General features: G+C 63.1%; 28 protein-coding genes and 2 pseudogenes. 19 read left to right on the forward strand and 11 right to left on the reverse strand.

All coding sequences use genetic code 11. The annotated features are described in order from the left end of the window. Positions 1–98 precede the first annotated feature (98 nt). Together G6N59_RS28885 and G6N59_RS28890 are read right to left on the reverse strand one after the other, a co-directional pair. Positions 99–275 (reverse strand): hypothetical protein, encoded by a 177-nt coding sequence (locus G6N59_RS28885; protein ID WP_163911862.1) that lies wholly within the window; start codon positions 273–275, stop codon positions 99–101. 132 nt (positions 276–407) lie between these two features. Then, the gene (locus G6N59_RS28890) at positions 408–647 is read right to left on the reverse strand and encodes a hypothetical protein (RefSeq protein WP_138233519.1); all 240 of its coding nucleotides are present in this window, start codon (positions 645–647) and stop codon (positions 408–410) included. Between the two features lie 174 nt (positions 648–821). On the opposite strand from G6N59_RS28890, the gene G6N59_RS28895 reads away from it, so the two are divergent. Beyond that, the gene (locus G6N59_RS28895; protein ID WP_138233520.1) at positions 822–1,097 is read left to right on the forward strand and encodes a hypothetical protein; all 276 of its coding nucleotides are present in this window, start codon (positions 822–824) and stop codon (positions 1,095–1,097) included. A gap of 659 nt (positions 1,098–1,756) precedes the next feature. Continuing rightward, positions 1,757–1,957 (forward strand): hypothetical protein, encoded by a 201-nt coding sequence (locus tag G6N59_RS28900; protein ID WP_138233521.1) that lies wholly within the window; start codon positions 1,757–1,759, stop codon positions 1,955–1,957. Positions 1,958–2,031: 74 nt separating this feature from the next. Here the strand turns inward: G6N59_RS28900 and G6N59_RS28905 are convergent, their stop codons facing one another. Continuing rightward, complete coding sequence (locus G6N59_RS28905) at positions 2,032–3,417, reverse strand: cytochrome P450 (RefSeq protein ID WP_138233529.1); 1,386 nt, start codon at positions 3,415–3,417, stop codon at positions 2,032–2,034. A gap of 158 nt (positions 3,418–3,575) precedes the next feature. Between G6N59_RS28905 and G6N59_RS28910 the strand changes: the two genes are divergently transcribed. Further along, complete coding sequence (locus G6N59_RS28910; protein WP_138233522.1) at positions 3,576–3,992, forward strand: hypothetical protein; 417 nt, start codon at positions 3,576–3,578, stop codon at positions 3,990–3,992. A gap of 171 nt (positions 3,993–4,163) precedes the next feature. Here G6N59_RS28910 and G6N59_RS31285 read toward each other — a convergent pair whose 3' ends face one another. Together G6N59_RS31285 and G6N59_RS31290 are read right to left on the reverse strand one after the other, a co-directional pair. Further along, a complete protein-coding gene (locus G6N59_RS31285) occupies positions 4,164–4,841 on the reverse strand; it encodes a GGDEF domain-containing protein (protein ID WP_235678707.1) in 678 nt (225 codons plus the stop codon). Between the two features lie 83 nt (positions 4,842–4,924). Continuing rightward, positions 4,925–5,794 carry a PAS domain-containing protein gene (locus G6N59_RS31290; protein ID WP_235678708.1) on the reverse strand — a complete coding sequence of 290 codons (870 nt, stop codon included), beginning with the start codon at positions 5,792–5,794 and terminating at the stop codon, positions 4,925–4,927. Between the two features lie 185 nt (positions 5,795–5,979). Between G6N59_RS31290 and G6N59_RS28920 the strand changes: the two genes are divergently transcribed. Then, positions 5,980–7,134, forward strand: a complete 1,155-nt coding sequence (locus G6N59_RS28920) for a beta-ketoacyl synthase N-terminal-like domain-containing protein (RefSeq protein WP_163911864.1) — start codon at positions 5,980–5,982, stop codon at positions 7,132–7,134. Positions 7,135–7,295: 161 nt separating this feature from the next. On the opposite strand, the gene G6N59_RS28925 is transcribed toward G6N59_RS28920, so the two are convergent. After that, positions 7,296–7,931, reverse strand: a complete 636-nt coding sequence (locus tag G6N59_RS28925; RefSeq protein WP_138233525.1) for a TetR/AcrR family transcriptional regulator — start codon at positions 7,929–7,931, stop codon at positions 7,296–7,298. 113 nt (positions 7,932–8,044) lie between these two features. Between G6N59_RS28925 and G6N59_RS31685 the strand changes: the two genes are divergently transcribed. Then, positions 8,045–8,344, forward strand: coding sequence for a dienelactone hydrolase family protein (locus G6N59_RS31685; RefSeq protein ID WP_306789602.1), 300 nt, complete (start codon positions 8,045–8,047; stop codon positions 8,342–8,344). 37 nt (positions 8,345–8,381) lie between these two features. Next, positions 8,382–8,831 carry a dienelactone hydrolase family protein gene (locus tag G6N59_RS31970; RefSeq protein WP_407665791.1) on the forward strand — a complete coding sequence of 150 codons (450 nt, stop codon included), beginning with the start codon at positions 8,382–8,384 and terminating at the stop codon, positions 8,829–8,831. On the opposite strand, the gene G6N59_RS28935 is transcribed toward G6N59_RS31970, so the two are convergent. Further along, complete coding sequence (locus G6N59_RS28935) at positions 8,731–10,731, reverse strand: putative bifunctional diguanylate cyclase/phosphodiesterase (RefSeq protein ID WP_138233527.1); 2,001 nt, start codon at positions 10,729–10,731, stop codon at positions 8,731–8,733. The genes G6N59_RS31970 and G6N59_RS28935 overlap by 101 nt on opposite strands. Before the next feature lie 786 nt (positions 10,732–11,517). Between G6N59_RS28935 and G6N59_RS28940 the strand changes: the two are divergent. The 9 genes and pseudogenes from G6N59_RS28940 to G6N59_RS28980 all read left to right on the forward strand — a co-directional run bounded on the left by G6N59_RS28940 (position 11,518) and on the right by G6N59_RS28980 (position 17,190). Continuing rightward, positions 11,518–12,524 (forward strand): annotated as a pseudogene (locus G6N59_RS28940) (IS256 family transposase). Positions 12,525–12,667: 143 nt separating this feature from the next. Continuing rightward, positions 12,668–13,159, forward strand: a pseudogene (locus G6N59_RS28945) (dienelactone hydrolase family protein); the annotation flags it as partial. 330 nt (positions 13,160–13,489) lie between these two features. After that, positions 13,490–13,684, forward strand: a complete 195-nt coding sequence (locus tag G6N59_RS28950; protein WP_163911868.1) for a hypothetical protein — start codon at positions 13,490–13,492, stop codon at positions 13,682–13,684. A 454-nt stretch (positions 13,685–14,138) separates the two neighbouring features. After that, positions 14,139–14,483: a hypothetical protein gene (locus tag G6N59_RS28955; RefSeq protein ID WP_163911871.1), complete on the forward strand. Its 345-nt coding sequence runs from the start codon at positions 14,139–14,141 to the stop codon at positions 14,481–14,483. Positions 14,484–14,553: 70 nt separating this feature from the next. Next, on the forward strand, positions 14,554–14,832 hold the full coding sequence (locus G6N59_RS28960; protein ID WP_163911875.1) for a hypothetical protein: 279 nt from the start codon (positions 14,554–14,556) through the stop codon (positions 14,830–14,832). Between the two features lie 1,005 nt (positions 14,833–15,837). After that, a complete protein-coding gene (locus G6N59_RS28965) occupies positions 15,838–16,134 on the forward strand; it encodes a hypothetical protein (RefSeq protein ID WP_138233543.1) in 297 nt (98 codons plus the stop codon). A 2-nt stretch (positions 16,135–16,136) separates the two neighbouring features. Next, positions 16,137–16,415 (forward strand): hypothetical protein, encoded by a 279-nt coding sequence (locus G6N59_RS28970; protein ID WP_138233544.1) that lies wholly within the window; start codon positions 16,137–16,139, stop codon positions 16,413–16,415. A gap of 69 nt (positions 16,416–16,484) precedes the next feature. After that, positions 16,485–16,721 (forward strand): hypothetical protein, encoded by a 237-nt coding sequence (locus G6N59_RS28975; RefSeq protein WP_138233545.1) that lies wholly within the window; start codon positions 16,485–16,487, stop codon positions 16,719–16,721. A 55-nt stretch (positions 16,722–16,776) separates the two neighbouring features. Beyond that, positions 16,777–17,190 (forward strand): hypothetical protein, encoded by a 414-nt coding sequence (locus G6N59_RS28980; protein ID WP_138233546.1) that lies wholly within the window; start codon positions 16,777–16,779, stop codon positions 17,188–17,190. 706 nt (positions 17,191–17,896) lie between these two features. On the opposite strand, the gene G6N59_RS28985 is transcribed toward G6N59_RS28980, so the two are convergent. From G6N59_RS28985 to G6N59_RS28990, 3 genes are read right to left on the reverse strand one after another with little or no spacing between them, the layout of a single operon-like run. Further along, the gene (locus G6N59_RS28985) at positions 17,897–18,142 is read right to left on the reverse strand and encodes a hypothetical protein (RefSeq protein WP_138233547.1); all 246 of its coding nucleotides are present in this window, start codon (positions 18,140–18,142) and stop codon (positions 17,897–17,899) included. A gap of 29 nt (positions 18,143–18,171) precedes the next feature. Further along, positions 18,172–18,312, reverse strand: a complete 141-nt coding sequence (locus G6N59_RS31295) for a hypothetical protein (protein WP_235678710.1) — start codon at positions 18,310–18,312, stop codon at positions 18,172–18,174. 35 nt (positions 18,313–18,347) lie between these two features. Further along, a complete protein-coding gene (locus G6N59_RS28990; RefSeq protein WP_235678711.1) occupies positions 18,348–18,845 on the reverse strand; it encodes a hypothetical protein in 498 nt (165 codons plus the stop codon). A gap of 66 nt (positions 18,846–18,911) precedes the next feature. Between G6N59_RS28990 and G6N59_RS28995 the strand changes: the two genes are divergently transcribed. From G6N59_RS28995 to G6N59_RS29010, 4 genes are all read left to right on the forward strand, one after another. Then, positions 18,912–19,169: a hypothetical protein gene (locus G6N59_RS28995; RefSeq protein ID WP_138233549.1), complete on the forward strand. Its 258-nt coding sequence runs from the start codon at positions 18,912–18,914 to the stop codon at positions 19,167–19,169. 51 nt (positions 19,170–19,220) lie between these two features. After that, positions 19,221–20,390, forward strand: coding sequence for a site-specific integrase (locus G6N59_RS30750; RefSeq protein ID WP_179970252.1), 1,170 nt, complete (start codon positions 19,221–19,223; stop codon positions 20,388–20,390). A 406-nt stretch (positions 20,391–20,796) separates the two neighbouring features. Next, a complete protein-coding gene (locus G6N59_RS29005) occupies positions 20,797–21,732 on the forward strand; it encodes a tyrosine-type recombinase/integrase (protein WP_235678712.1) in 936 nt (311 codons plus the stop codon). Positions 21,733–21,734: 2 nt separating this feature from the next. Beyond that, positions 21,735–22,130: a helix-turn-helix domain-containing protein gene (locus G6N59_RS29010; protein ID WP_179970253.1), complete on the forward strand. Its 396-nt coding sequence runs from the start codon at positions 21,735–21,737 to the stop codon at positions 22,128–22,130. Between the two features lie 514 nt (positions 22,131–22,644). Here the strand turns inward: G6N59_RS29010 and G6N59_RS30860 are convergent. After that, entirely contained in the window at positions 22,645–22,821 is a 177-nt protein-coding gene (locus G6N59_RS30860) for a hypothetical protein (protein WP_197907898.1), read from the reverse strand. Positions 22,822–23,341: the final 520 nt, after the last annotated feature.

Consider the following 23,341-nt stretch of genomic DNA (forward strand, 5'->3'; position numbering starts at 1 on the left):
TCCCTCGGTTCGGCACTGAGAGTTCTCGTGATCCTCGCACCGGCCGTTGTAGTGATCATCGCCCGGTTCAGCGCACCCGTTCCATCCACACGCCGCGCTCACGAGCGCGCTGCCTTCTCGCATGCCTCCTGGGCGGTTGACGCTTCGACGTGGTCAGCCCACGGCTGGTAGCCGTAGTACTGCAAATCTCCCTCGACCTGATGCTCGCCTTCGACAGCTCCGAAGACGAGCAGCGTCCCGTCGCAATGCGCACCGATCACCGTGTACTTCGCCATCCTGGATGCACCCCTTCTGTTTTCGTTGCGCTGCACGGTAGGCGCCGACGGCATCTGGTCGCGATACGGGCGCGTTTCGCCGGATCTAGCCCGCGCAGTCACGTCCCGCGGTGATCACGTGGACCGGGTCCATCAGCGCCGGATGTTCGGGTACTGCGCCAGGATCTCGGGACCGGCGGCGATCACGTCCGCGGCCGACTCGGGATCGGTGAGGTCGACGGCGGTGTCGAGGCCGACGTAACCGTCGCTGCTGTCGGAGAGTTGGCCGAGCACCAGTTGCTTGGCGGTGGCGGACTTGATGCGAAACAAGCTGGGGTTCCACTGCGCTTCGGAGCGCAGCTGCACAAGGTCGTCGACTTTGAATGAGGTCATGGCTCGCACGCTCACACGTCCGCTTCGGTGCACGCCAACGCGGCGCGTTTCTGATCGTTGTCTGGGCGTGGCCGGCGTGTCGAATCGCCGGCAACCCCGTTCACGCCGAAAGGTGTTGCACTGTGCGAGGAGGCCCGCACGATTGCGCGGGCCCGTGGCACGAGGAACCGAAACATGCTCAGCGACTGGGAACAGCACCCGATACCGCCAGGGAAGCTGCCGGACATGTCTCTGCGGCATTCTCCCGAGCTTCGGTTCCGGCCCAACACCGTCAACGTGCGGCGCAATGGTGATGGGGTCGTAGTCATCGTGAAGATCAGCGGAAACCGACTTCTGGGTAGGGGAGACCTGCCGCACCCCGGAACAGTTGACCGCTGGGAGTGGGATCGGGATCGTGACCCAGCAGAGCAATGGATCGATGACCTCATCAGCACGGTGGCCGACCGGTGACGTGCCGATACGGAGCTAAGCGCGTGTACGCCTCTGAACCGCTTGCTGTCCAAGGGGCCGAGAACATTCGCGCGAAAGTGGAAGCCGCTAGTCGCACTTACGACACGCTGCACCCGTACAAGTGTCCCGACGCAAATCACTGGCACCTGTCGCACCACGAGCAGGGGCATGTGACGTGCCCGGTGTGCCGCCAAACCGCGCCGGCATGGAAGCTCCCGGAGTCCTGGTCCTGGGTCGTGGCCGCGCATTCGCCTGGTGGACAGGGGTGTTCGGGCGAATCGATGTGTGTGGAAGACAAGGCAGATGTATGAACGCTAGCCGCGACAGACAGTTCGACCGTGCGGCTCGGCGCGAGAACCTGGAATCCATCAAGGCGCGCCCTCCAGGACCGCCGCTGCCTATGACTGTTGCCACCTTGTTTCCGGCCCAGACCGATGAGTCAGGCACCACTTGGTATCGCACGGGGCCTCGAAACCACGACACCTGGACTAGCGACCCAGCGCGGGCCCATCCTGACTACGCAAGCGCCGCAACGTTTTGTGGGCGTAAGCCGATGACGGCGGGCGACCGTACCGCCGTGCTGCAGTTCGCGTCGATGCTTCGAACCCGAGCAGAGCTGGGCTCGCACTGCAACTGCGGGCCGGGCCACGGGTGCGTTTGTGCAGGCGAATCTACTTGCGGGTGAAGAGCAGCACGGCGATCTCGACAAGATGAAGTCCGTCGACTACCTGTTCGTGGTGATCGATGGCGCGGTCGACACCATCGCCAGAGGGCGGCCCTCAAAACAGCTTCAGCAGCCCCAGTCCCGAGACGTGTTGGAGTCGCCTCCGCGGCCGAGCCGCGGCCAGCTTGACCGCTAGCGAACAGCGGTCTCGGGCCACTCGCCGCCGTCATAGTCAGAAATGAACGAAGGCCCCTTCGGCCGGCGTAGTCGCTACGGCCGACGTGGCTTGACCCGGGCGAGCACGGGACCGTCAGGCGTCACGGTGAACGCCACGGTCGTAGGGAAATCGTTTTCGACGGAATCAATTTCGAATCGGCGGACGATGTCGGCGACGGCCAACGTCGCTTGCTGCATTGCGAAATGTTGGCCCAGGCACGAGCGGGGGCCCGCACCGAAGGGCAGATACTGCCAACGGTTCCGTGCCGCGGACAGCTGCGGCGAGAAGCGGTCAGGGTCGAACGTGTCCGGGGATTCCCACAGTTTGGGGTCACGTTGCACGGACCGCCGGCCGATAGCGAGGGTTGTTCCGGCATCGACCCGGTATCCGGCGATGACTACGTCCTTAGTGGCGATTCGTGTTCCGGTGGCTGCTGGTGGGCATATTCTCAATGTTTCTTGCAGGACCTGGGTGGTGTAGGTCAGATCGCTGAGGTCGCCGGTAGTGAGGGGCCGATCGCCTATCGCCGCGGCCTCGTTCGCCACCCGTTCCTGAATGTCATGGTGATGGCCCAGTGCCCACAGCGCGTACGTCAAAGTCGTAGCGGTGGTGCTGTATCCGGCGAACAGCATGCTGACGAGCTCGGCGATGATGGCATCGTCCGTCAAGCCCTGTCCCGTCTCCGGATCCGTGGCATTAATCAGCATTTGGACCAGGGGAGCTTCCCTGGTTGGGTCTGCCTTGCAGGAGTGCAGGATGTCGTTCGCGAGGCAGCCGAGGCTGGCCGCCGCGGCCCTGGCTTTTCGCCGGCCCGGCGTCGGCAACCAACTGGGGGCTCGCAGTGGTGACAGGCTCCGACTCAGAACATACTGGGACGTGATTTCCAGTGGTTCTGCGATGGCATCGGCCTGGGCCCCTAGGTCTGCGCCGAACACTGTCGAACCCAGGGTGCGTAGTGACAGCATTGTGCTTTGGTTGGCCAAATCGACAGGTGTGTCTAGTCTCCAGGTGGCACACATGGCCTCGACAGCCTCGGCCATGTCTCCGCCGATCTGCGCGACACTCTTGTGGGTAAACAGTGGTTGCAAGACGCGGCGCCGAGGTAGCCATTCAGCGTGAGGCGACACAAATGAGTTCGCGCCGATCAACTGACGAAGTTCAGTGTTGACAGCGCTGCCTTTGTCAATCGATCCGTCACGCGCGCTGCAGATATCACGGATACCTTCAGGTGACGTAGCCAGCACAATGGGCGGGATCAGCCACCGCGGCCCGAGAGAAATCAATGTGATCGGGCCTCCCGCGTCACGCAGGATGTCAGTCCCAGTGTGATGAGATCGCACCGCGCGAAGTCGCTGCAAATAGGGCAGGGGATTCTTGGGCGCCGGCGGCAGATTCGCAATGACCTCAACGCCAGGTTCAACGCCACGATGCTCAACCATTTCCACGGTAGTAGCGTAATGGTCCTGGATGAGGGCAGTCAGCGACCGATCGCAAGGCGCCTGGCAGGGTGAACAGCGTCGCGGCGCTGCCACAGATGCCCGAACACCGGCTATACGCCTGTATGTCTAGCCGCAGCCGAGCGGATGGAGCACGAGGAATGTCACGCACGCAAGCAGACGACCTCAATTACGCGCTTCGCGAGCTCGACGAGCTGACGAACCCGCCTGCGGAATGGGTTGAGGAAGGCATTCGCCCGGTCCGCGGCGATGTGTCCGTTGCAGCTTCAAACCTTCTGCGCGAACTTATCTTTCGAGCGGAGCTGCCGCTGCCTCAACTCGCGCAGGTGGCCGATGGGGGCGTCCGGATTTGGTGGCTTGGCTCCGGTGAACAACTCACGATCGAAATTACAGCCGAGGGTTTCTCCGCCACTGCCATCAGCGAGATCGATGGGCGGAAAACGGTGGTTTTCCACCGCGACATAGAAGGCGACGCCATCGCACTCACGGCCGATGAGCTCACTCAGACGCGGGCGCTCATCGAAGAACTGGGTGGACCATCTGCCCTGATCTGGTAGCACTCATTGACCGCGCGCTCAATGAGTGCACCGTGCCTACAGCTGCGCTAGCGTTGCGGCGCAGCGCCAACTCGAGGCGATCGTCAATCGGAGTTTTCCGGGTCGACGGTTCCGCGCTCAGGAGTTGTTCTTCGAACGGTTCATTAACTCCATCTGACTCATTCGCGGTGGTCAGACCGCCAGATCGTTCTCGGCGGTCCAGAACCGGGTCTGACCGCGTCCGCTGGTTTTCGCTTGGTACATCGCGCTATCAGCGTGCCGCAGAATCTCGTCGGCTGCCCGGGTCTCACCGGGTGCGGTTGCCGCGATGCCGATGCTGGCGCTGGCGTGGACGAGGCGGTTGTCGACTCGGATCGGGTCGGCCAGGGTGGCGTGGAGGCGGTTGGCGATCTGCTCGAGGTCCTCGACGCTGGCCGGCGCCCCGATCAGGATGAGGAATTCGTCGCCACCGATGCGAGCGACGGTGTCCCTGGCGCGCAGAACCCCGGTGAACCGTCGGGCGCAAATCCGGATGACCGCATCGCCGGCATGATGGCCGAGGGTGTCGTTGACCTCTTTGAGCTGGTCGAGATCGATGAAAATCACCGCCGCTAGCGGCTGTTCGCCGACGCCGGCGAGCGCGCCGGTGATCTGGTCAGTGATCCACGCCCGGTTCGGCAGGTCGGTGAGGGTGTCGTGGGTGGCGTCGTGCCGCAGCCGCTCGCTGGCCAGGTGCTGAGCCGTGACATCTTCGAAGGACAGCAGCACCCCTGAGCCTTCGCGGTCCGCGGGGTCGAGCAGGCAGGTACTGACCGACAGCCAGATCCGGCGCCCGTCGCTATCGTCGATGAACAGCAGCTCATCGTTCACCGACCGACCGGTTCGCCGGGTGATCGCGACCGGCTGCTCTGCTTCGAGGCGCAGCTGCCCATCCGGGCCGTGCCCGGGAAAAGTCAGCCAGATCGACGGAGCTGGACAGATCGCCGGGCAGCCCAGGATGCGTAGCGCCGCGGGTTGGCCGACTCGATGCGGCCCAGCGGGTCGATCACCATCACGCCGCGGTGCAGGGATTCGACGACCGTCTGGAAGTGCTGTTCGGCCCGACGCAGCGCGGTTCGGTCCGAGCAGACCAGCACATAGCCGGACTCCATGGCCGCGGCGGACACCCGAATCGCCAGGGCCCGTCCTTCCGCGGTGTGGTGCGTCGTGTTGTGTACGCCGCCGGCGGCGACGATCGCCGCGGGGTCCAGGGCCGCCCCGACCGCGGCGGCGATCGGCAGCCCCAGCGTCAGTTCCGCCGGCCGCTGATAGATGGTCTCGGCGGCCGGGTTCCAGGCGGTCACGGTCCCGTCGGCGGCGGTGCCGATGATCGCGTCGGACACATGCTCAACCAGCGCGGCCTGGTAACGCAGGGTAGCCTGGGCCGCTTTCTGCGCGGTGATGTCCCGGAACACCACCTGATGGGCTGGCCGACCCTCCCAGGTGGTGAGGATCGAGATGATCTCGACGTCGAGGATTTTGCCGTCGAAGCGGAGAAGCGCGGCCTCAGCTGGTTCGGTCGCATCGCCCAGCTCGCGCAGCGTCGCCAACCGGGCCAGCATCCCCGGCACCGAATCCGCGTGAACGAATTCGGTGATCGGATGCCCAATCAGCTGCTCGGCGGATTCGGCGGCGATCCAGCGCACGCCCGCCGGATTGAGATAGACCACCCGGCCGGCCTCATGCACACAAATCGCGTCAGGGCTGTGATCTACCAGGACCCGGAACCGCACACCATCCGGATCAAGGGCCACCGGTTCCACGGTCGGGCTGCTGTCTGTCACGGTCCTCCCCGGCGTTCACTTCGGCGTCGTATTCAGATTCCCCCCGACAACGACACCCTCGCAACAGGCACTTTTCCTGTGGACGGACAGCAAGCTGCCCACGTCTACCGGAGGTAGTGCCTTCTGGCGAATTCAATAGCAACATATCTGCATCAGGGTCAACGCAATGCGAGAAGGAGACAAATATGACAAACGTAATGGACATCGCAGGCATCGGTGCGGCCACCGGCTACGGGTGGGGACGCAAACGCCTGTGGTCCGGCTTGATGAGCGGCAAACCCGCAGCCGCATTGTATCCAGGGTACGGACCGGGCGGCCAGGACGCAGGCTGGCTGGCACGGGTCCCCGATGGCGGCGATACCGAGGATGGGCCGACCCGCTCGGCTCGGGCGATGCGCGCGGTTGCCCGCGAAGCCATCACCGATGCCCAAGCCAGGGGCTGGACACCGGGCCGCCGGGTGGGGCTGCTGCACGCCCTGGTGCTGCCCGAAATCGAGACGTGGCGCGAGTTCTACCTGGTCGATGGCGGCCAACGCCGAGTCCGCGACTATCTCGCGCTGATGCCGTCCACGCCGGTATCGATGCTGATGCAAGAGCACGGATTCCACGGCCCAGCGATGAACGTATCGGCGATGTGCGCATCCGGAAACGCAGGCATGATCACGGCAAAGATGTGGCTCGACGCCGGCATGGTCGACGACGTGCTGTTCCTGGCCACCGACCTGTCCCTGACCCCGGAGAACGTCGAACACTTCGTCAAACTCGGGGTGGCCGTGACCGACACTGAACCGCTGGACGCGTGCCGTCCATTCCAGGAAGGCAGCCGCGGGTTCTCAGTGGGTGAGGCCGCAGTGGCGTTCGTGCTGACCGGCCAACGCACCCAGGCATACGCGTCGATGCAAGGCGGGGCGATGACACACGACGCCTACCACGTCACCTCGGTCGACCCAGCCCGCGTGCAGGTCGACGAATGCGTGCGCACCGCCCTCGATGTCGCCGGCGTCGCAGCCGAGGTGGCGTTCGTCAACGCACACGGCCCGGGCACCGTGCAATGCGACGCCGCCGAAGCCGCCCTGGTTGACGAGATGTTTGACGGCCGGCCCGCCCTGTACTCAGTGAAGCCGCTGGCCGGACACTGCCAGGGCGCGGCCGCCGCGGTGGAAATCGCCGCTGCTGCAATGGGTTACGAGCACGGGATGATCCCCGCGCCGCCGACGGTCGCCGCTGGCCATCACCGGCTCCTGGACGGGCCGACGCCCATCGCTGGTGGCATCACCGTGAAGACCTCGCTAGGCATGGGTGGACAGAATTCCGCGGTGGTGCTGGCCCCGGCTGGGTGAATCCGTCGTGGCAGGGAACGCGGGTGGCTCGGTTCGGGTAGGCAACTCACGCAAGGCGAGTTCATCGGCAATCGCGGCCGATGAACTCGCCTTGCACGTTTCATGACGACGTTAGGTGAACCACGGGTGACCTCGTCGCGAGCAGTGACCGCAGCTGGGAATTAGTCGGGCTGAATGAGCGCGCCGTGCTGCAGCAGGTTTGTGATCGAAGAGTCCCATCGTTCGAGTTGTTCTCGATCGTAGAAATGCCCCGGCAGGAATCGCTCGATGTGCTGGCGCAAGATGATGGCGCCGACACGAAGAATGATCGGGTTAAGGAATGACCAGAGAAAATCGACGTCGTCGCGCATCAGCCCCTGCTCCTGGAACCTTCGCCCTTGGCTTTCGCTGATCTTTGCTAGCCCGTCGAAGATCACTTGGCCGACTCCGCCGGCGGCGTCGCCTTCAACGAGGACCCGCTTAAGGTAATCCATGGCTATTGGGTGATTGGCTATGAGTTGGACGATGCTCTTACCGGCCGTCACCGTGGTGTACTCAGCCTCTTGCACGGCCGGCTCGAGGTTGTCGGCGATGATTTGGAGGACGTGGGTGTCGACCGCCTCCACAAGGGAGGCTTTGGTCGGGAAATGATGCTGAACGGCTCCCGCCGACATTCCAGCAAAGTCGGCTACAGAACGCAGCGACGTGACCGCGATACCTCGTTCTGCGAAGATCTGTAAAGCAGCCGCGACGATCTTCTCCTCAGTGGAGAGCTCGCGCTGCGGCCGCGCAAAACCAAAGACCCCTTGACCTTCCATGGCTACGACAATAGCGCTAACCTGTAAGGAAATACAGGTGCATTGGAGCTCGATTTGAACATATCTTGTCGATTTGCTGCCCAAAACTATCGCGTCAATGAAGGCGCCAATCAATGAGCTTCGTTACATACCATCACGGAAACGACAGCGTGGCGCCAGCCTACCTCGCTGTTCCGCGAGGCGAGGGGAGATGGCCGGCGGTCGTAGTCGTTCAAGATGTGTTGGGCATGACTGCCGATCTGCGTCGCACCGCCGATCGACTGGCCGAGAACGGCTACATCGCATTGGCGCCGGCTCTCTACGCCGGAGGCTTGAAGATCCGGTGCCTGATCGCCACGCTGCGCGCCGCCAGCGCCGGAATCGGCACTGGATACGCCCCGCTTGTCGCTGCGAGATTTCCTCCAGGCAGATGAACGTTGCACCGGCAAGATAGGACTGCTCGGCTTCTGCATGGGTGGCCAGCTGGCTCTGCAGCTCTCCGTCGGCGGACTATTTGATGCCTGCGCGGCGAACTACGGGGTCCTGCCCAAGGATTTGCACGCGTTGAGGGATGCGTGCCCGGTCGTGGCCAGCTACGGCGCAAAAGACCTCATTGCACGTCGAGGTAGCGCGGCGCGCCTCGATGCCGCTCTCGCGAAAGGCGATGTGCCACGAGACATCCGTGAGTACCCGGACGTGGGCCATGGATTCATCAACGACTGGCGCTTTCCTGGTCCGGTTCGGTTCATCGAGCGTGCTGTGGGAGCTAGCTACTCGGCAGCCGAGGCCGAGGACGCCTGGCGGCGCATGCTCGAGTTCTTCAACTGCTATCTCCCGCTTGACGGCCCGCTAGCGCCGGGGCCGGCTGCAGACGCTGCTGGGAAGACGGCCACGCCGCCCGATCCGGTCGGGCTGGTCTGAGCTCAAATCGGCGAGCCGGGCGTGATCGCCATAGTGCGTGGCCGGGCGGGACGACCTTGACGGAGCGTGGTTGACGAGACTTAGCTGCTGCCCAGCTTGACGTGCGGAATGAGCGGCTGCACGAGGAGGGTTGTCGTAGCCTCGACGTCGAGGGGGGCGACACCAATGGGCCTTGGGCTTGACCGCATCCGAGCCCCACCAGGGCTTTCGCGTCGGCGTAGTGTTGCAGGCCGCTGGCCACCAGGTCCAGTTCGAATTCCTGGCTCAAGGTCGCTATCAACGCGAAGATTGCGGCATTGCCGTCGTCGTTCGGCAGGCTTTGAACAAATGATCCGTCAATTTTGAGTGTGTCAAACGGCAATGATTTGAGTCCAGCCAGGCTCCCGTAGCCGGTTCCGAAGTCGGCCAACGTTAGGCCTACGCCCGTTGCCTTGAGATTGCGAAGCGTTGCGCTGGCCGACGGCTCGTAGAATAGGTCACTTTCGGGAAATTCTAGCGAGATTGCGTGGGCAGGTAGCTGGAAGTAATCGAGCGTCTTAGTGAGGTATGCGGGGAAATCCTCTGTAAGCACTTGGGCGGGTGAGAGTTTGATTCGCATGACAATGCTCTGAGCCAGGTGGTTGCTACGCCAATGATGTAGTTGCTCGCAGCAAATCCAGAGAATGCGGCGACCCAACATCGCCGCTTGATTGGTGGCCTCGGCGACAGGCATGAATTGTTCGAGAGGAAGGTGCCCGCGACTCGGATGGTTCCACTGGACCCGTGATTCTAGGGCGACGATCGCCCCAGTTCTCAAATCGACTTCGGGCTGGAAGAAGAGAACCAACTCCTCCTCTTCGATGGCCCGCTGCAGGTTGAGTTCGATGTCGGTCCATGCGTTGAACGTCTCGGCTAAATCGTCTCTGAACGTGGCGATGTCATTGCCGCCGGCTGCCCTGATGGATGACAAAGCACGACTTACATGGCTCATGAGGTCCGACGCTGAGTGCCTTCCCGGGAACCCGACAGCCACGGCGATGCTCATGCTGGATTGGACACGCTCGGCTTCGAGGATGATTCGTCCGCGAAACTTGTCGCGTAGATGCTGGGCGAACGCTTCGGCGTGCTGATGGCTGGCCGGTCCGTCTAGGACCACGGCAATCTCATCGTCACCAGGCCGGGCGATGAAACCACTATCGCCCATCTGTGCTTGCACCTGGTTGCTGAGGTGTGTCATGAGCTGATCTCCTGCTGCATGACCGAGAACAGCGTTGACGGTGCGCAGTCGGTCCGGGCTGACGTAGAGGATGGCGACTGGGTCTGAGGCGCCATGTGACAGGCGGAATTCGAGAAGTTGAATCAGCTTCCTGCGATTCCATAAGCCGGTCAGACTGTCCTGCTCGCTCAGTCGCTTCATCTCGCGTTCGCGGTCGGTGCGTAATTTGACGTTCGCGAAAACGGCGGCGAGCAGCGTTAGCGCATCAAGGTCGTTTGCTGGCCAGTCGTGGTAGCCGTACCGGACAAGTTCCAAATTACCGACTGCGTCACCACCCGGCGGAATTAACGGAGCGACGGCAATTGAGAGAATGTCGGGCGCGGACGTGCCGGGTGTGATCCGCGCACGGAACTCTTTGGATTGTGCGTTCAGCCTAAGCGCAGCCGGTTTGTCGAGGTCATCGGCGAGGGCGAAAGCTGGATCGGAGTCGGACACGCATTTGCGCGCCGGCCATTGTGCAATCAACTCTGTTGCCCCGAGGTTGTGCGTGTTGTGCCACAGAAAAACGGCATCGAGGGCGAAAAACCTGCCGATGTCTGCGAGCACTTCTTTGCTGAGATCATCGACTCCGTCGGTGGCAACAGAAAGCAACTTTTGTGCCGTGTCCGCGATGAGCTCACCAAGGGTGTTGTGGTGACTAAACACATCATTACGTTAGCGAAGAAATCGCGCTGAATGACTGTCGTTGGATGCGGCCAGCCGATATCGCGCCGCGGGTCATTTGTAGGTGAACGCAGGCAGCGACGCCGTTCCGGCGGCTGGGGCCCGCCCGCGTCTTCGCGCGGAACTCGGGCGCGATGGGCGAGCCACGGCGGATGTTGTGCGCCGATGGCCGGACCGGGAAGACCGTCCGTACGGCTAGACAATACGAATGCATTGTGTTTCGATGGCGCTGATTTATGATCAGATACATCGGTACGGTATTGTTAGGCGAGGGGCCACCTTGTTTCGGAAGTCGGGTCTACGTGGGGTTAAGGGGCGATTACTCGCCCTCGTCGTCGCACCTGGGCTGGGTGATCAAGCACCAAGCCTTCAGCCAGCCGAAGAAGCTATTCAGCGTTAGCGAGGCGGTCCATGGGTTGCGTCCATCAAGGTGGTGTACGAGTCGGACCTGATCAGCGGTACCGGCGTGTCGTAGCCGAGTGATTGAAGGTCATCGCGTGATTCTTCGAGAGACCGTCCAAAGTCACTCGAGCAAAGGAATCGACGCGATGACCACTGCCCACAATATCGATCTGCCCACTGTGCTGGCCGAACGACTCACCACTGCCCATCCCGACGTGCTGCGCGAGCTGCTGGCCACGTTCATCCACACCTGATGGGCGCCGAAGCCGACGCCCTATGCGGTGCCGGCTACGGCGAACGCTCGGCTGAGCGCACAATTCCCGCAACGGCTACCGACACCGTCAATTCGACACCCGTGCAGGGACTTTGGATCTTGCGATCCCGAAGCTGCGGCAAGGATCCTACTTCCCGGACTGGCTGCTGGAGCGCCGTAAACGCGCCGAGCGGGCCCTGACCACGGTGGTGGCGACGTGTTACCTGCTTGGTGTCTCGACGCGGCGGATGGACAAGCTGGTCGAGACCCTGGGCATCACGTCGTTGTCGAAGTCGCAGGTGTCGGTGATGAACTCGACGCCGCCGTGGAGGCGTTCCGGACCCGGCCGCTCGATGCCGGCCCGTATACGTTCGTCGCTGCGGACGCTCTGGTGCTCAAGGTGCGTGAAGCCGGCCGGGTGGTCAACGTGCACGCCCTGATCGCCGTCGGGGTCAACGCCGAGGGCTACCGCGAGATCCTGGGAATCGATGTCACGACCGCTGAGGACGGGGCGGGCTGGTTGACGTTCTGGCGGTCGTTGACCGCCCGCGGCCTGTCCGGGGTCAAACTGGTCACCAGCGACGCCCACGCCGGGCTGGTCGCCGCCATCGGGGCCACCCTGCCCGGAGCGGCGTGGCAGCGCTGCAGAACCCACTACACGACCAACCTGATGTCCGTCACTCCCAAGAGTTCGTGGCCCTGGGTGCGCACCCTGCTGCACTCGGTGTTCGACCAACCTGACGCTGAATCCGTTGCTGCTCAATATGATCGGATCATCGACGCATTGTCCGACAAGCTGCCCAATGTCGCCGATCACCTCGAAGCGGCGCGGCCGGATCTGCTGGCGTTCACCGCGTTCCCCAAGCAGATCTGGCGCCAGATCTGGAGCAACAATCCCCAGGAACGACTCAACAAGGAGATCCGCCGGCGCACCGACGTCGTGGGCATCTTCCCCGACCGCGCGGCCCTGATCCGTCTCGTCGGAGCAGTGCTGGCCGAACAACACGACGAATGGGCCGAGTCGCGGCGCTACCTCGGCCTCGACGTTCTGAGCAAATCACGCACCGTCAACGACACCCCAACCGAACAGGAGGCTACCCCCGCGGCACTGCCCGCCTGACCCAACTACCTCGAAGAATCACACGACGACGTCATACACCACGTCCCTGGACTTGACCGGTCCATGCTCATCACACACCAAGGCAATAGCACTCCCGCCGTGGAAACTTCGCCGACCACGACACCCGCCCGGGTTATCCTGTCCGTTCCAGAGGCCCTGGCCCCTGGCCAGGTGTCGTCATGATTTATGGCATTCGCGGCGTGTCCTCCGACGTGCGAGCGCTGGCCGACCGCTTCGCCGATGGTGGCCATATTGCGCTGGCGCCCGATCTCTTAACCCGCGGCGGCAGGATCGTCTGCGTGGTTCGGGCTATTGAGCCACTTTTCAGTGGCTCAGGGCCCGCCATTGACACCATCGGCGCGGCGCGCGACTACCTCATGGCCGACGAACGGTGCGCTGGCAAGATCGCCGTCGCCGGGTCTAGCTTCGGCGGGAGCCTTGCGCTCGTCGTCGCACCTTCCGGGCAGTTGGATGCGGCCGCATCCCAGTACGGCATCGTCCTCAAAGACCCCGGCATGCTCGAAAAGTCGTGCCCGGTCGTAGCCGGATTCGGGGCTAGAGGCGGGATCGTGAAAGCCGGATCAGCTGCGGTCTTGGACGACGCGCTGACCAGTCACGATGTGCCCCGACATTGAGGTGTACCCGGATGTGGGCACGCATACATGAATTCGGGGCCTGTGCCGGATTGGATAAGCCGTCCATTGCGCATGGCGTACTCGTGACCGGAATCCGAGGACTCCTGGCGTCGACTGTTCGCGATGTTCGATGATCGCCCGCGCTGGCGGCGGCCTACGCGGCCATGTCAGACGCCGGCAGCGTCGGCGTGTCCAGTCCTGCGCCACGGGTGAACCTGGCTGGGGTGGTGCGATTACGTCGCGCAGACCAAGCCGAGAGACTTCTGCTGGTTCACTTCCACCGCTGCCACTTAGCGCCCGAACAGGCTTCCGTAGAACAGGAACCACGCGATGCACGCACTGATCGACAGCCGATCCATTCTCCTTGTCGAGGGTGAGCGCACATTGGTGATTGCGCATTCGAACCCGGCATTTTCCCGGGTTCATGAGTATCTCGTCGATGAGCGCGGCCAAGTCTTCGAGGACATTTGCGCGATGGTCGAAGCCCTTCGCGATCTTGCGAAACACCTCTCGCGCAATCCCTGACGACCAGTGCCGGGAACGGTTCGCGCCAACATGAAAGCAACGGTCGAGTGGAGGCGGTCATCCAGGACCGTCGTCGTCGACTGAACAATCGATTAAGCACTGGACGTCAGAAGATGCCCGACGTATGATCTGGTCATTGACGTCGACAATGCGTCGCCGGATTCAGCGGCTTTCTCGGACATCCGCGCGCTGCCAAGCCCCGATGGCGGCGATGAGTCCCCGGACAGGATCGAACCGATCGGCGTTTCAATTTGCACCTTGGCATTTTTTCGCATCACCGGCGACTTTGATGTATTATTCGTCACCAAGGACGGCGCTTCGCGCCGCGCTCGGTCGCGGGACGAACGCGCAGAATAGATCAGGCCTACAGATTCAGTGACCGGAAGAGCGATCGATACTCGGATCGCAACGGTCGATCGCCGCCGTCGACGATGAAGAGCTGGCATGTCGAATCGTGCACGGTAACCCGGTAGCCGAAGCGGTCCTATCCACCGCGCTGCGTCTCGCCAGCGAGAATGTCGACCCCGCCGCGATCAGTGCCTTTCTGGAGAGGATGGAGCGGAATCCATCGCAGGCCTCACGTTCGCAGCTCCTCGGCTGGCTCAAAGCCTGTGGTTTCTGCATCACTGCGGACGGGTTCATTGTCGGCTTCAAGTCGGTGTGCGCCGACGGCTTATCGGCGCACAGGGGAGCGGAGCCGGTCACGGTGGTGCACCAGGACACTGCCCAGTCCCTGACAGGCCGCATCCCATACCCGGTTGGCTCCACAGTGTGGATGGCGCGCGACGGTGGATTCTGACCGATACTCGACGTCCTCGGTTGGACTGCATGTCGGGACGTTCAACTCGGCGAGAGACTTCTCCGCCAACATGCTGGTGGTGCTTGTTGATCCGGCCGATGTCGTGGCTGTGCCGGCGAGCAGCGGCGACCAGAAGATGGTGGTGTGCCGCTTGTTCGTAGCGGCGCTGCATGACGGAGAGCAAGTGGCGGAGTCCGTGATCAAACGCATTCGGACTGTTCCCGACTTCGCGGCCACGGAAGCGTATGTGAACCGTCCGGAGAACCGTTTGCCTGCATCGTGCGGGTACACGGTGGTGCTCGACGGGGCCGACAACCCGCGGTGTGAGAGCGGCGAGGATTGTCGGTAGCGCCGCGGCGTGCGGATACGGTCCGCGGTGGCGCCACGACGCTGAAGTGCTTGCGAGAGCGAAAATTCGGTCGTAGTCTCTAATTTAGAGACAACGTTAGGAGTTTGGCATGGCAAGCACTGTTCTCTCCCACGCCTGTGATTTACGCGTCGGGGACCGATTCGCGCATCGTTCAACACTTTCCGGACAGCGGAGTGTGCGCACATTCTTGTGCGAAGTTGTGGAGGAGCCCGTCCTGCGCCGACGGGACGGGGTGTCATTGGCGACGACCCTGTGCCGGACCACTGACCCCGAAACAGGTCAGGTCTACGAGGGCGCAGTGTCGTTACCTGTCTACGAGTGGATAGAACTCCAGCCGGCATACTGAGGGTAAAAATGAATGTGGCACAGCAGTTTCCGGCACGAACCGACTCGAATGGCGTGATCTGGTATCGGCACCGTGACAGTGACTCGGGCACCTCGCGGTCGGAGTGGACGTCCGACCCCACGCAGGCTCACTCCGACTACGTCGCGCACTACGACGCTACGACTGGCGGTCTGCACCCTGAGGGTGTGTGCGGCGGCGACTGCTCGGGTTGTTGTTCGGACGCGGAGTGGAGGTGAGCAACCATGGAATCTGCACCTGTCGCACGGCCTGCTAATCGTCGGACCAGCGATGCACCGGATAGGAAGTCCGGCACACCCTCATCCGCGCCCACCACGGCTGGCTGCGCACTCCTGGTTCTCGCTGAATCGCCGGCAATTGCAGCGCTTGCGCCCAGAAAAAGGCCGGCGTCCGGATGGTGCAGTGCAGAATCTGTCGCTGAATTTCGCAGGCGGCGTAGCAATTTCGGCAGTGTGTGGAAGCGTCACGGATGACGAACACTGGGTTCGGGTGCCTATGCATGGGTGCCTGGGACTGCTCGACAGTCGCAATCGAAGCGCGCCGCGCACCAGTGATGCGCACAACCCCAGTCACGATCCGCAACGCGGACACGATGCCGAACAGCCAGTGAGGGAGTTGCGATGTCACATACCGAACATGTCAATCCAGCCGATCTGCGTGAAGGTGACATGATCGACCTGCAGCCGTTGTTGGCGCTGGTCGACGATTCTTCTGTGCACCCATGGGTGTGGCAGCCGTTCGGCGGCGATGATCGAACGAATGCCGCCGCGATCGAGACGGCCCGCATCGCATCTGAATCAGAGCTCGCCGTGGTGGAGTCGGTCGAGGCGATCGCAGACGGCACGGTGGTGGTCTACAACGACCAGATCAACATCACGATGCGCGCGAACCTACGCGTTGCCCGGACTGTGGGCTGATCATGGCATCGACCGACATCGTGGGCTACACGTTCCAGGCGGCCAACCATTGCCCCTCATGTATCCGTGAATGGGCTTTGCGCACAGGTGGGTTCGACTCAAAGGCGACAACACCGCTGGAAACACTGCTCGACGAGATGGCGTCGAAGGCCGGCATCGATCGACACACCGAGCGCAGTTTCGATTCGGGCGACTTCCCGAAGATGATCTTCGGTGTGCACGTCGAAAACACCGACGAACGCTGCGATACCTGCGGGGAACCCCTCATCGACGTCCGTTGACGCGGACTCGGAAGCATACCTGGGACGTGACAGACGCTCAGCCCGCCTGAGATGACGGAAGGAAACGAGGTGCAGATACCTGACTCGATCATCGATCCGGCCACCGCGAAAGAGGGTGTCCATTACGTCATCGCGTTCATCGACGATGACTGGGACCGCTGGACCGGGCCAGAGCAAGCCGCGAAGTACCGCGGCTGGCGGCGCAACGGGCGATGGTGGTTCTCGGACCTCCTCAGTGACCGACAGAGCAACTGGGACTACGCGGACGACGAGGTCATCATCCTGTCCACCTTTCAGGCCGCCTGATGCGACGGCGCGATTGCACCGGGTTCGGCGTGTCGAGCGGCGCCAGGACGCAACGGTGGCTGCTCGTCGTAATTTCGCGATCAAGAACGCCGAGTGTAGGGGCGAGGTCGCGGATTCCGAGCTTCGTTCGACAGGAGAGGTGATGTCCACCATTGCGATTCGAGTCGCTGCCGAAATTGCGGCGCAATTGAGCGGCCGAACGGCTGACGACCTTGGGTGGCCGGACCGACGTAGCGTTGCGCGTCATTTTGCATCTGCGACCCTGAGCGGGCTGAGCCGTGAGCAGTTCGGCGACGACCCGGCGGGGTGGTGCATCGAAGTGCTAGTGCCCGCGATTGAGCATCGGCTACCCGGTCCCGACACCGATCTGCGAGCGATCGGGTGGCCGCATGTTCCCACTGTTGCTGCGAACATCGCCCGCTGGCTGGTCGATGACGGAGTTTTCACCCAGGAGGACAACAACACATGAGCGACGTGAACGTCGGAGGACAGGTTCGGGTCCATGTTCGGGGTAACGAACACGTGGCCGAGGTCGTGTCGATGTCACGGTCCCGCGCAACCGTGCGATACACGGACGCATACGGCGAGCAACGCACACTCAGGCTGCCGCTGAGCGAGATTCGCGCAGCATGAGCCTCAACGAGCAGCCGTACGGCGCTCCGATGCAGATCCCGCTCGGATTGTCGGGACGGGTCATTGAGATCGGGGTTCTCGGCTTCCGCATGCAGATCGCCGGGCGGCCGATACCGTGTCGGCGCTCCGCGGACAACGCAACATCAGAACGCGACTGAGGCCCTGATGGTGAACGAACCAATCACTCAGGCGCATAAAGAGAAGCGAACCTGACATGGGCACAGTTACAGATCACGCAATCATGCCTACGGCGCTGGCCGCCGCAGATCAAGAGTATGAGGTTAGGTTCGTGCGAGCTGTACGTGACGGTAAAGCGGTCTCTGGACGATGGTTCGGAGGCCGAAGCGCAAGCGGCCACTGGTTGGTTCAGCGTCCAGATGGTGGTCAAACCATCAGCGGTGTCCCTGACGACGAGATCGTGGTCACCGGCTGCGTCGTCGAAACCGATTGATTCGTCGTCGCGCGAATAGATCTCGGCCAACACGCTGCTGCCGCACGCTGTCACGTCCCGGTGAGCAAACCGTCAATCAGGACGGGGGTTCTCAAAAGCCCTGTGCGGCACGAACGTTGAGTCTGGCAGGAAACACGTACTCGGCGATATCCGCAGCCTCAACCGTTACGCCGTCCTCAACGCCTGTCAGACGAATCAGATACAGCGCGCCGTCGGTGTGAACCACACCGACGCGATAAAGGATCTCGAACCCCTTCTCGGCCATCTCCCGAAGCTCCACCAAATCACCAGCGGCGTAGGTGCGGCCGCGCACATCCTCGGTCTTCCATGACCCCATCGCTACACCGCTTCCTTGTCGGGATCGGGCTACTGAGCGGGGCGGGACAGTGCGCCCAAATCGGCCATCTTGAGGGCGCTGAAGATGGCCGCAGGGTTGTAGGCGAACTGCACGGGGCCGTCATTGGTCCGGCTGAACGTGGCCTCCACCAGGCCGTCGTTGGTGGCCACGGCGAACACCTCAACCCAATCGCCGGCGGTTTGAATCAGCGCATGCGCAGTGGTCGGGTCTTGCACGGACGTGCCCACAGCTGCGTTCCGGTAGGCGTCGGGCTGGCTGGGCGCGGTGCGGCAGGCATCCAGATACCTGCGATAGGACGCCAGGGCGTAGCTTGACGCTGCCACCGACGGGTACGACGCGCCCGCGATAGTGCCCCGCCACCCAGCAGTGCCACCGGTGTCGTCAGGGCGTAAGTCGGCGACGAACACCGGGCTGGCGGCCCGCGCCCGCCGTCGAGGTCCGCCGGCGCAGGAACGCCATCAGCTGAGCATTCGGCAATGCCCGCGAGAACCGCATCGGTGCGGTTGTGCCCCAGTACCGGTGACCAGTGGGCAGCGGGGAGCGGAAGAGCGGCGATATCGATCACGGAAAACGGGTGGTCGGGGGTGCTGAGGCCGGCTGGGTCAGCGCCGGCTCCCGGAGCGGCGATGATGGCGGTGAGCGCAGCTGCAGCTGCGGCAAGTACGCGAGCGGTGATCTGCATGCCGCGCAAGGTATCGGCGACTCGGTGGATTGAAGACGTACGGCGCGAGCGCGCTACCGTGACCTCGTGGTTAGTGCGGCACCGGTCCTGTCCAGCGTTTGCGCCGGTTGGGCGGTGACTGCGGGCTTTGCCGTCGTGACCGAGGGCGATGCCATCGAGTTACGACCTGAGGACCGCAACCGCGGCTCGTACCGAATCCGCAGCCGTGGAGGCGGTCGCGTTGAGCTGTTTGAAACAGACCCGGATGACATCGAGGTCAGCGTCTTGTTCGCCGTCGATATTGACGTGCTGGAGCACTATCTGGTCGCGCCCTACGTTCTATAGCCATCGACTTGTTGTTGCTATGCTCCTTCCACCTTCGGGCTGGGAGCCAATATGCAGACGTGGTCGGTAGTTCGCTACGACATCGACGTGCTTGCTCAGCACTGGCCGACGGAGATAACAGGTCCGATTGCCGATCTGGCCGAAGTACTTGCGCGTTGGCGGGCCGTCGATGGGCAACGCTTTCTCATACGCAGTGACGGGTTTGTCGACGTTCGAGTCAATGCCTTCTTGTCGTCTGCCCGGATGCGCGTGCTCGCGACCACCACAAACCGTGATTACGCACAATCGCTGTGTGTGTGGCTGAACTTCCTGCAAACCAGAGGACGCGTGTGGTGTGAGGCGATCGACGAGGACGTCGAAGATTTCGAGTTCTGGAGGCGCACCGACCCAAGCAACCCGACTCCTGTTGGTGCTTCGGCATTTTCGAAGGACGTTGCCGCCTGCAAGAAATTCTATTCTTGGGCCGCGGAGAGATTTTCGGACATCGTCGACGTCTTCCTCTGCGTCGATTCACCGCCGTCAAAGCGTTCGGCCAGAGTGAGATGGCTCGATCCAGCCGCCGTAGATCGATGGCGCGACGTTGGGTTGCGCGGCCGCGATCTTCGCGGCCGCAGGGACAGATCGTGCCGTACCCGCAATGAGCAGCGCGACGTGGCATTTTTCGACGGACTGTATGGAACGGGGTTACGCCTGTCGGAATGGGCCTCGGTCACGATGGATGAAATGCCAGCGCTTGGCGCCGATCGACCCTTCTACAAGTGTCACCTGGCCGATGAATGTGCCAAAGGTGGCTACGGTCACCCGTACTGGATGCCTCGGCCCGTGGTGGCCGGGGTTTGTGCATACGTGGAAGGCGCTCGGGCCCGGGCTATTCGCGGCGCCCAGGATTGTGGTCGCTACGCGGAATTGAGCGATGCGATCGTGGTGGGTGTCGCGAAGCGACCGGGAACGGTGAGGCTGCCCGATGGTAACGGTGGATTCGTCGATCGCGCTTGGAACGCGGCAGGCCCGGCGTTGCGCCGCAGACTGTTTCGTCGCACTCATGCTGGTTTGGAGCCATTGTGGTTGTGGCTGAACGAAAATGGCCTGCCGCGCGACCCACACGGATGGCACCACACTTTCTCGGAAGCGAACGATCGCATTGCAGCGCTGGGAGTGGAGAACTTCACCTGCACACCGCACATGCTTCGGCACTCTTTGCCCTGCGGTGGTTTTCGGTAGGCAAATTGGTCTATTCGTCGAGACTAGGCCATCTTTCAGACGAGGAGGCGCGCGACTTCCGAGTCCAATTCGGTGATACCACCGGATACATCGTCGCGAATTGGACGTATACCTAAACGCTCGGGAATTGCATCTGATGGGCGAGAATCACCTGGTTGCCTGATGAAAGGCTGCGGATATATTGCCAGTGATCGCATGATGCGATCATGTTCGGTGGCGTTGGGGTCGGGTTGCGGCAGGTTGATCTGGCTGGGGCAGCACATCTGGAGCTGGTGTCCGGTATCGCACACCTGCGTCCGCAAGATGCGATGGCGGAGGCGATGTTTCGTGGCTGGCGTGCTCAGCAGGCTGCTCGGGGCTTCGTGAGGAGACAGTCACGGCGCGGGAGAAGCTGGTCCGTCGGTTCATGGATTTCGTCAATGACTATCCGTGGCAGTGGACCCCGACGCATATCGACGAGTGGTCGCTCTGGTTGGTCAGCGAGAAGCACCTGGCACCGTCGACGATCCGCGGCTACCAATGCTCGTTACGGCTGTTCAGCGAGTTTCTGATCGACGGCCGCTACGGGTGGGCGTTGGCATGCGAGGAAGAGTTCGGCACCCATCCGGTGGCGATCTGCCACGAATGGAACACGATCGCGCATTTGAACGACTACGAGGGTCGGCCGGAGGCCAGGCCGTTCACACGTGAGGAGATGCAGCGGTTCCTGGACTACGCCGACGACCAGGTCGATCGTGCGGTGCGGGCGAAACGTAAAGGGGCCCTTGCTGCTTTCCGCGATGCCACCGTCTTCAAGGTGATCTACGGGTGGGGGTTGCGTCGGACCGAGACCGCCAAACTTGACCTGGTGGATTTCGGCCGCAATCCTGCGGCGCCGCAGTTCGGCAGGTTCGGCACGCTCAACGTGCGTTACGGCAAGGCGAAACGGGGACAGCCGCCGCGGCGGCGGAACGTGTTGTCGGTGATGGATTGGGCGGTAGAGGCGGTCGCTGATTATGTCGAGAATGTGCGGCCGAAGTTCGGCTGCCCCGATCATCCGGCGCTGTGGGTGACCGAGCGGGGCGGGCGGATCAAGGCCGCGGAGATCAACGCTCGGTTCGTCTCCTATCGGGATGCGCTGAAGTTGCCGAAAGACCTTGTGCCCCACTCAATCCGTCACTCCTTTGTCACGCACCTCACCGAAGATGGTGTTGACCGGCGGTTCATCCAATCCCAGGTTGGGCACGAATGCGACAGTTCCACGGCCATCTACACCCACGTCAGCTCCGATTTCATGAACACCATGCTGCACAAGGCGCTCGCGCCCGTGCTTGGTCGGACCCCTCCAGCAGACAAGGACTGATGATGCCCGCCAAGCTCGACTACCACTGGCATCTGCGCACGGTCATGGCCGCCGGCGGCATGTTCGCGACCACCGATCTGATCGAGCCGCTGGAGCAGCGCGGCATCACCTTGTCGTCCAGTCAGGTCTACCGGCTCGTGGTCGAGCGACCCGAACGGCTGAGCCTGAAGATCCTGATGGCGCTGCTGGACATCCTCGACTGCACGATGGACGACTTGATCGAGCCGGCCGTCTCGGCCCGAGCGGGCGCCCGCGGGAAGAAGGCGGTCGGCGCCGAAGCCGGCCTCGGGGGCTTGCGACCAAGCGGGCGCGCATTCGCGGCGCCGAGTGACCACCAGCGATCGGTCGGTTTCAGACCCGGTCGGGTTCATCACGGACTTGGTCGCGGCGGTCGATGATCGGCTCACACTCGAGCGGGCCAGGTCCGTCATCACCCGCGTCGCGGGTGGGCGAGCGAAATCGCGGCGCCTGGCAGCGTTTCTTGCCCAGCGCCCAGCGGTGCTGACCGATGGACGCTCTCCGGCGCCGCGGGCGGTCGGTGACCTGCTGATCGCCCTGAGAAAGGCCGGCGCAGAGGTTTCGCCGCCGGTCTGCGCCGAGTGCGGCACGCCGATGCGGACCCTCCAGCGTCGTGGTCAGGACTGGTTCTGCGGGGCCTGTAGCGTGCGTCCGGCCCCGTGTGCGGCCTGCGGGCAGCTTCGGCATGTCTCGACCCGGGATCGCGCCGGTGGGGCCCGCTGCGCGCAATGCCCTGACCGCGACGACCGCGATCCGATCTCGGTCATCCACACCGTGGTGGCCCGGCTGGATCCGGCCGTCGACCGCGACCTCGTCGCCAGTGCGGTCAGCAGACTTGCGTCCCGGCCCGCGCATCAACGCAAGGTCGCCTGGGCCTTGGAAGCTGCACCCGAATTACTCACCGGCGCCGGGCATCTCGCCCCCATCCGGGCGATCATCCCGCTGATCGATGCCCTGCACGCAGCAGGAGTCGCCGGGATCGTGCGGCCGGCATGCCCGCGCTGCGGTCGCGTCGTGCGGATCGACAAACCTCTTGACGGGCAACGCGTGTGCCGCACCTGCATCGCCCACACCCGCATCGAAGAATGCGCACGCTGCGGCGCGCGCCGCGAACCGGCCACTCGTGACCAGCAGGGCCGACCACTATGTCCAAACTGTTTGGTCACCGACCCTGACAACCTCGAAGACTGCCTCAACTGCGGTCGCCGCCGTCCGGTCAGCCTCCGGACCCCAGACGGGCCGATCTGCAGCACCTGCCCGTCCTTGCCGACCGCTTCCTGCTCGATCTGCGGCGACGAAAAGCCCTGCGGCACATCTCGAATCACCGGCCGACCATGGTGTCCTGCCTGCCAGCGCCGCACCGCCCGATGCAGCTCGTGCGGACGGACCGCCGCAGTGATCTCGGGCACCTCGCCCAGCCGCACTGCGAGGACTGCACCACCCGCGCCATCTGGCGCGATTGCCCAACCTGCAGCGACCCGTCCTATCCGCACCCTGGTCAATGCGTTCGATGCCGAATCAATCAGCGTCTCAACGAGATCATCGGTCCGCCGTCGGCATCGCTTCATCCGGGGCTGCAGGCTTTGCGGCA

It is taken from the genome of Mycolicibacterium aubagnense (assembly GCF_010730955.1).
GTDB lineage: Bacteria > Actinomycetota > Actinomycetes > Mycobacteriales > Mycobacteriaceae > Mycobacterium > Mycobacterium aubagnense.

Excerpts from the sequence above, each read along its gene's own strand:
- G6N59_RS28885 (WP_163911862.1), bottom strand. The coding sequence starts at position 275 with ATGGCGAAGTACACGGTGATCGGTGCGCATTGCGACGGGACGCTGCTC.
- G6N59_RS28890 (WP_138233519.1), bottom strand. The coding sequence starts at position 647 with ATGACCTCATTCAAAGTCGACGACCTTGTGCAGCTGCGCTCCGAAGCG.
- G6N59_RS28895 (WP_138233520.1), top strand. The coding sequence starts at position 822 with ATGCTCAGCGACTGGGAACAGCACCCGATACCGCCAGGGAAGCTGCCG.
- G6N59_RS28905 (WP_138233529.1), bottom strand. The coding sequence starts at position 3,417 with ATGGTTGAGCATCGTGGCGTTGAACCTGGCGTTGAGGTCATTGCGAAT.
- G6N59_RS28910 (WP_138233522.1), top strand. The coding sequence starts at position 3,576 with ATGTCACGCACGCAAGCAGACGACCTCAATTACGCGCTTCGCGAGCTC.
- G6N59_RS28920 (WP_163911864.1), top strand. The coding sequence starts at position 5,980 with ATGACAAACGTAATGGACATCGCAGGCATCGGTGCGGCCACCGGCTAC.
- G6N59_RS28925 (WP_138233525.1), bottom strand. The coding sequence starts at position 7,931 with ATGGAAGGTCAAGGGGTCTTTGGTTTTGCGCGGCCGCAGCGCGAGCTC.
- G6N59_RS31685 (WP_306789602.1), top strand. The coding sequence starts at position 8,045 with ATGAGCTTCGTTACATACCATCACGGAAACGACAGCGTGGCGCCAGCC.
- G6N59_RS31970 (WP_407665791.1), top strand. The coding sequence starts at position 8,382 with ATGGGTGGCCAGCTGGCTCTGCAGCTCTCCGTCGGCGGACTATTTGAT.
- G6N59_RS28950 (WP_163911868.1), top strand. The coding sequence starts at position 13,490 with ATGCACGCACTGATCGACAGCCGATCCATTCTCCTTGTCGAGGGTGAG.
- G6N59_RS28960 (WP_163911875.1), top strand. The coding sequence starts at position 14,554 with ATGCTGGTGGTGCTTGTTGATCCGGCCGATGTCGTGGCTGTGCCGGCG.
- G6N59_RS28965 (WP_138233543.1), top strand. The coding sequence starts at position 15,838 with ATGTCACATACCGAACATGTCAATCCAGCCGATCTGCGTGAAGGTGAC.
- G6N59_RS28970 (WP_138233544.1), top strand. The coding sequence starts at position 16,137 with ATGGCATCGACCGACATCGTGGGCTACACGTTCCAGGCGGCCAACCAT.
- G6N59_RS28985 (WP_138233547.1), bottom strand. The coding sequence starts at position 18,142 with ATGGGGTCATGGAAGACCGAGGATGTGCGCGGCCGCACCTACGCCGCT.
- G6N59_RS28990 (WP_235678711.1), bottom strand. The coding sequence starts at position 18,845 with ATGCAGATCACCGCTCGCGTACTTGCCGCAGCTGCAGCTGCGCTCACC.
- G6N59_RS30750 (WP_179970252.1), top strand. The coding sequence starts at position 19,221 with ATGCAGACGTGGTCGGTAGTTCGCTACGACATCGACGTGCTTGCTCAG.
- G6N59_RS29005 (WP_235678712.1), top strand. The coding sequence starts at position 20,797 with ATGGATTTCGTCAATGACTATCCGTGGCAGTGGACCCCGACGCATATC.
- G6N59_RS29010 (WP_179970253.1), top strand. The coding sequence starts at position 21,735 with ATGCCCGCCAAGCTCGACTACCACTGGCATCTGCGCACGGTCATGGCC.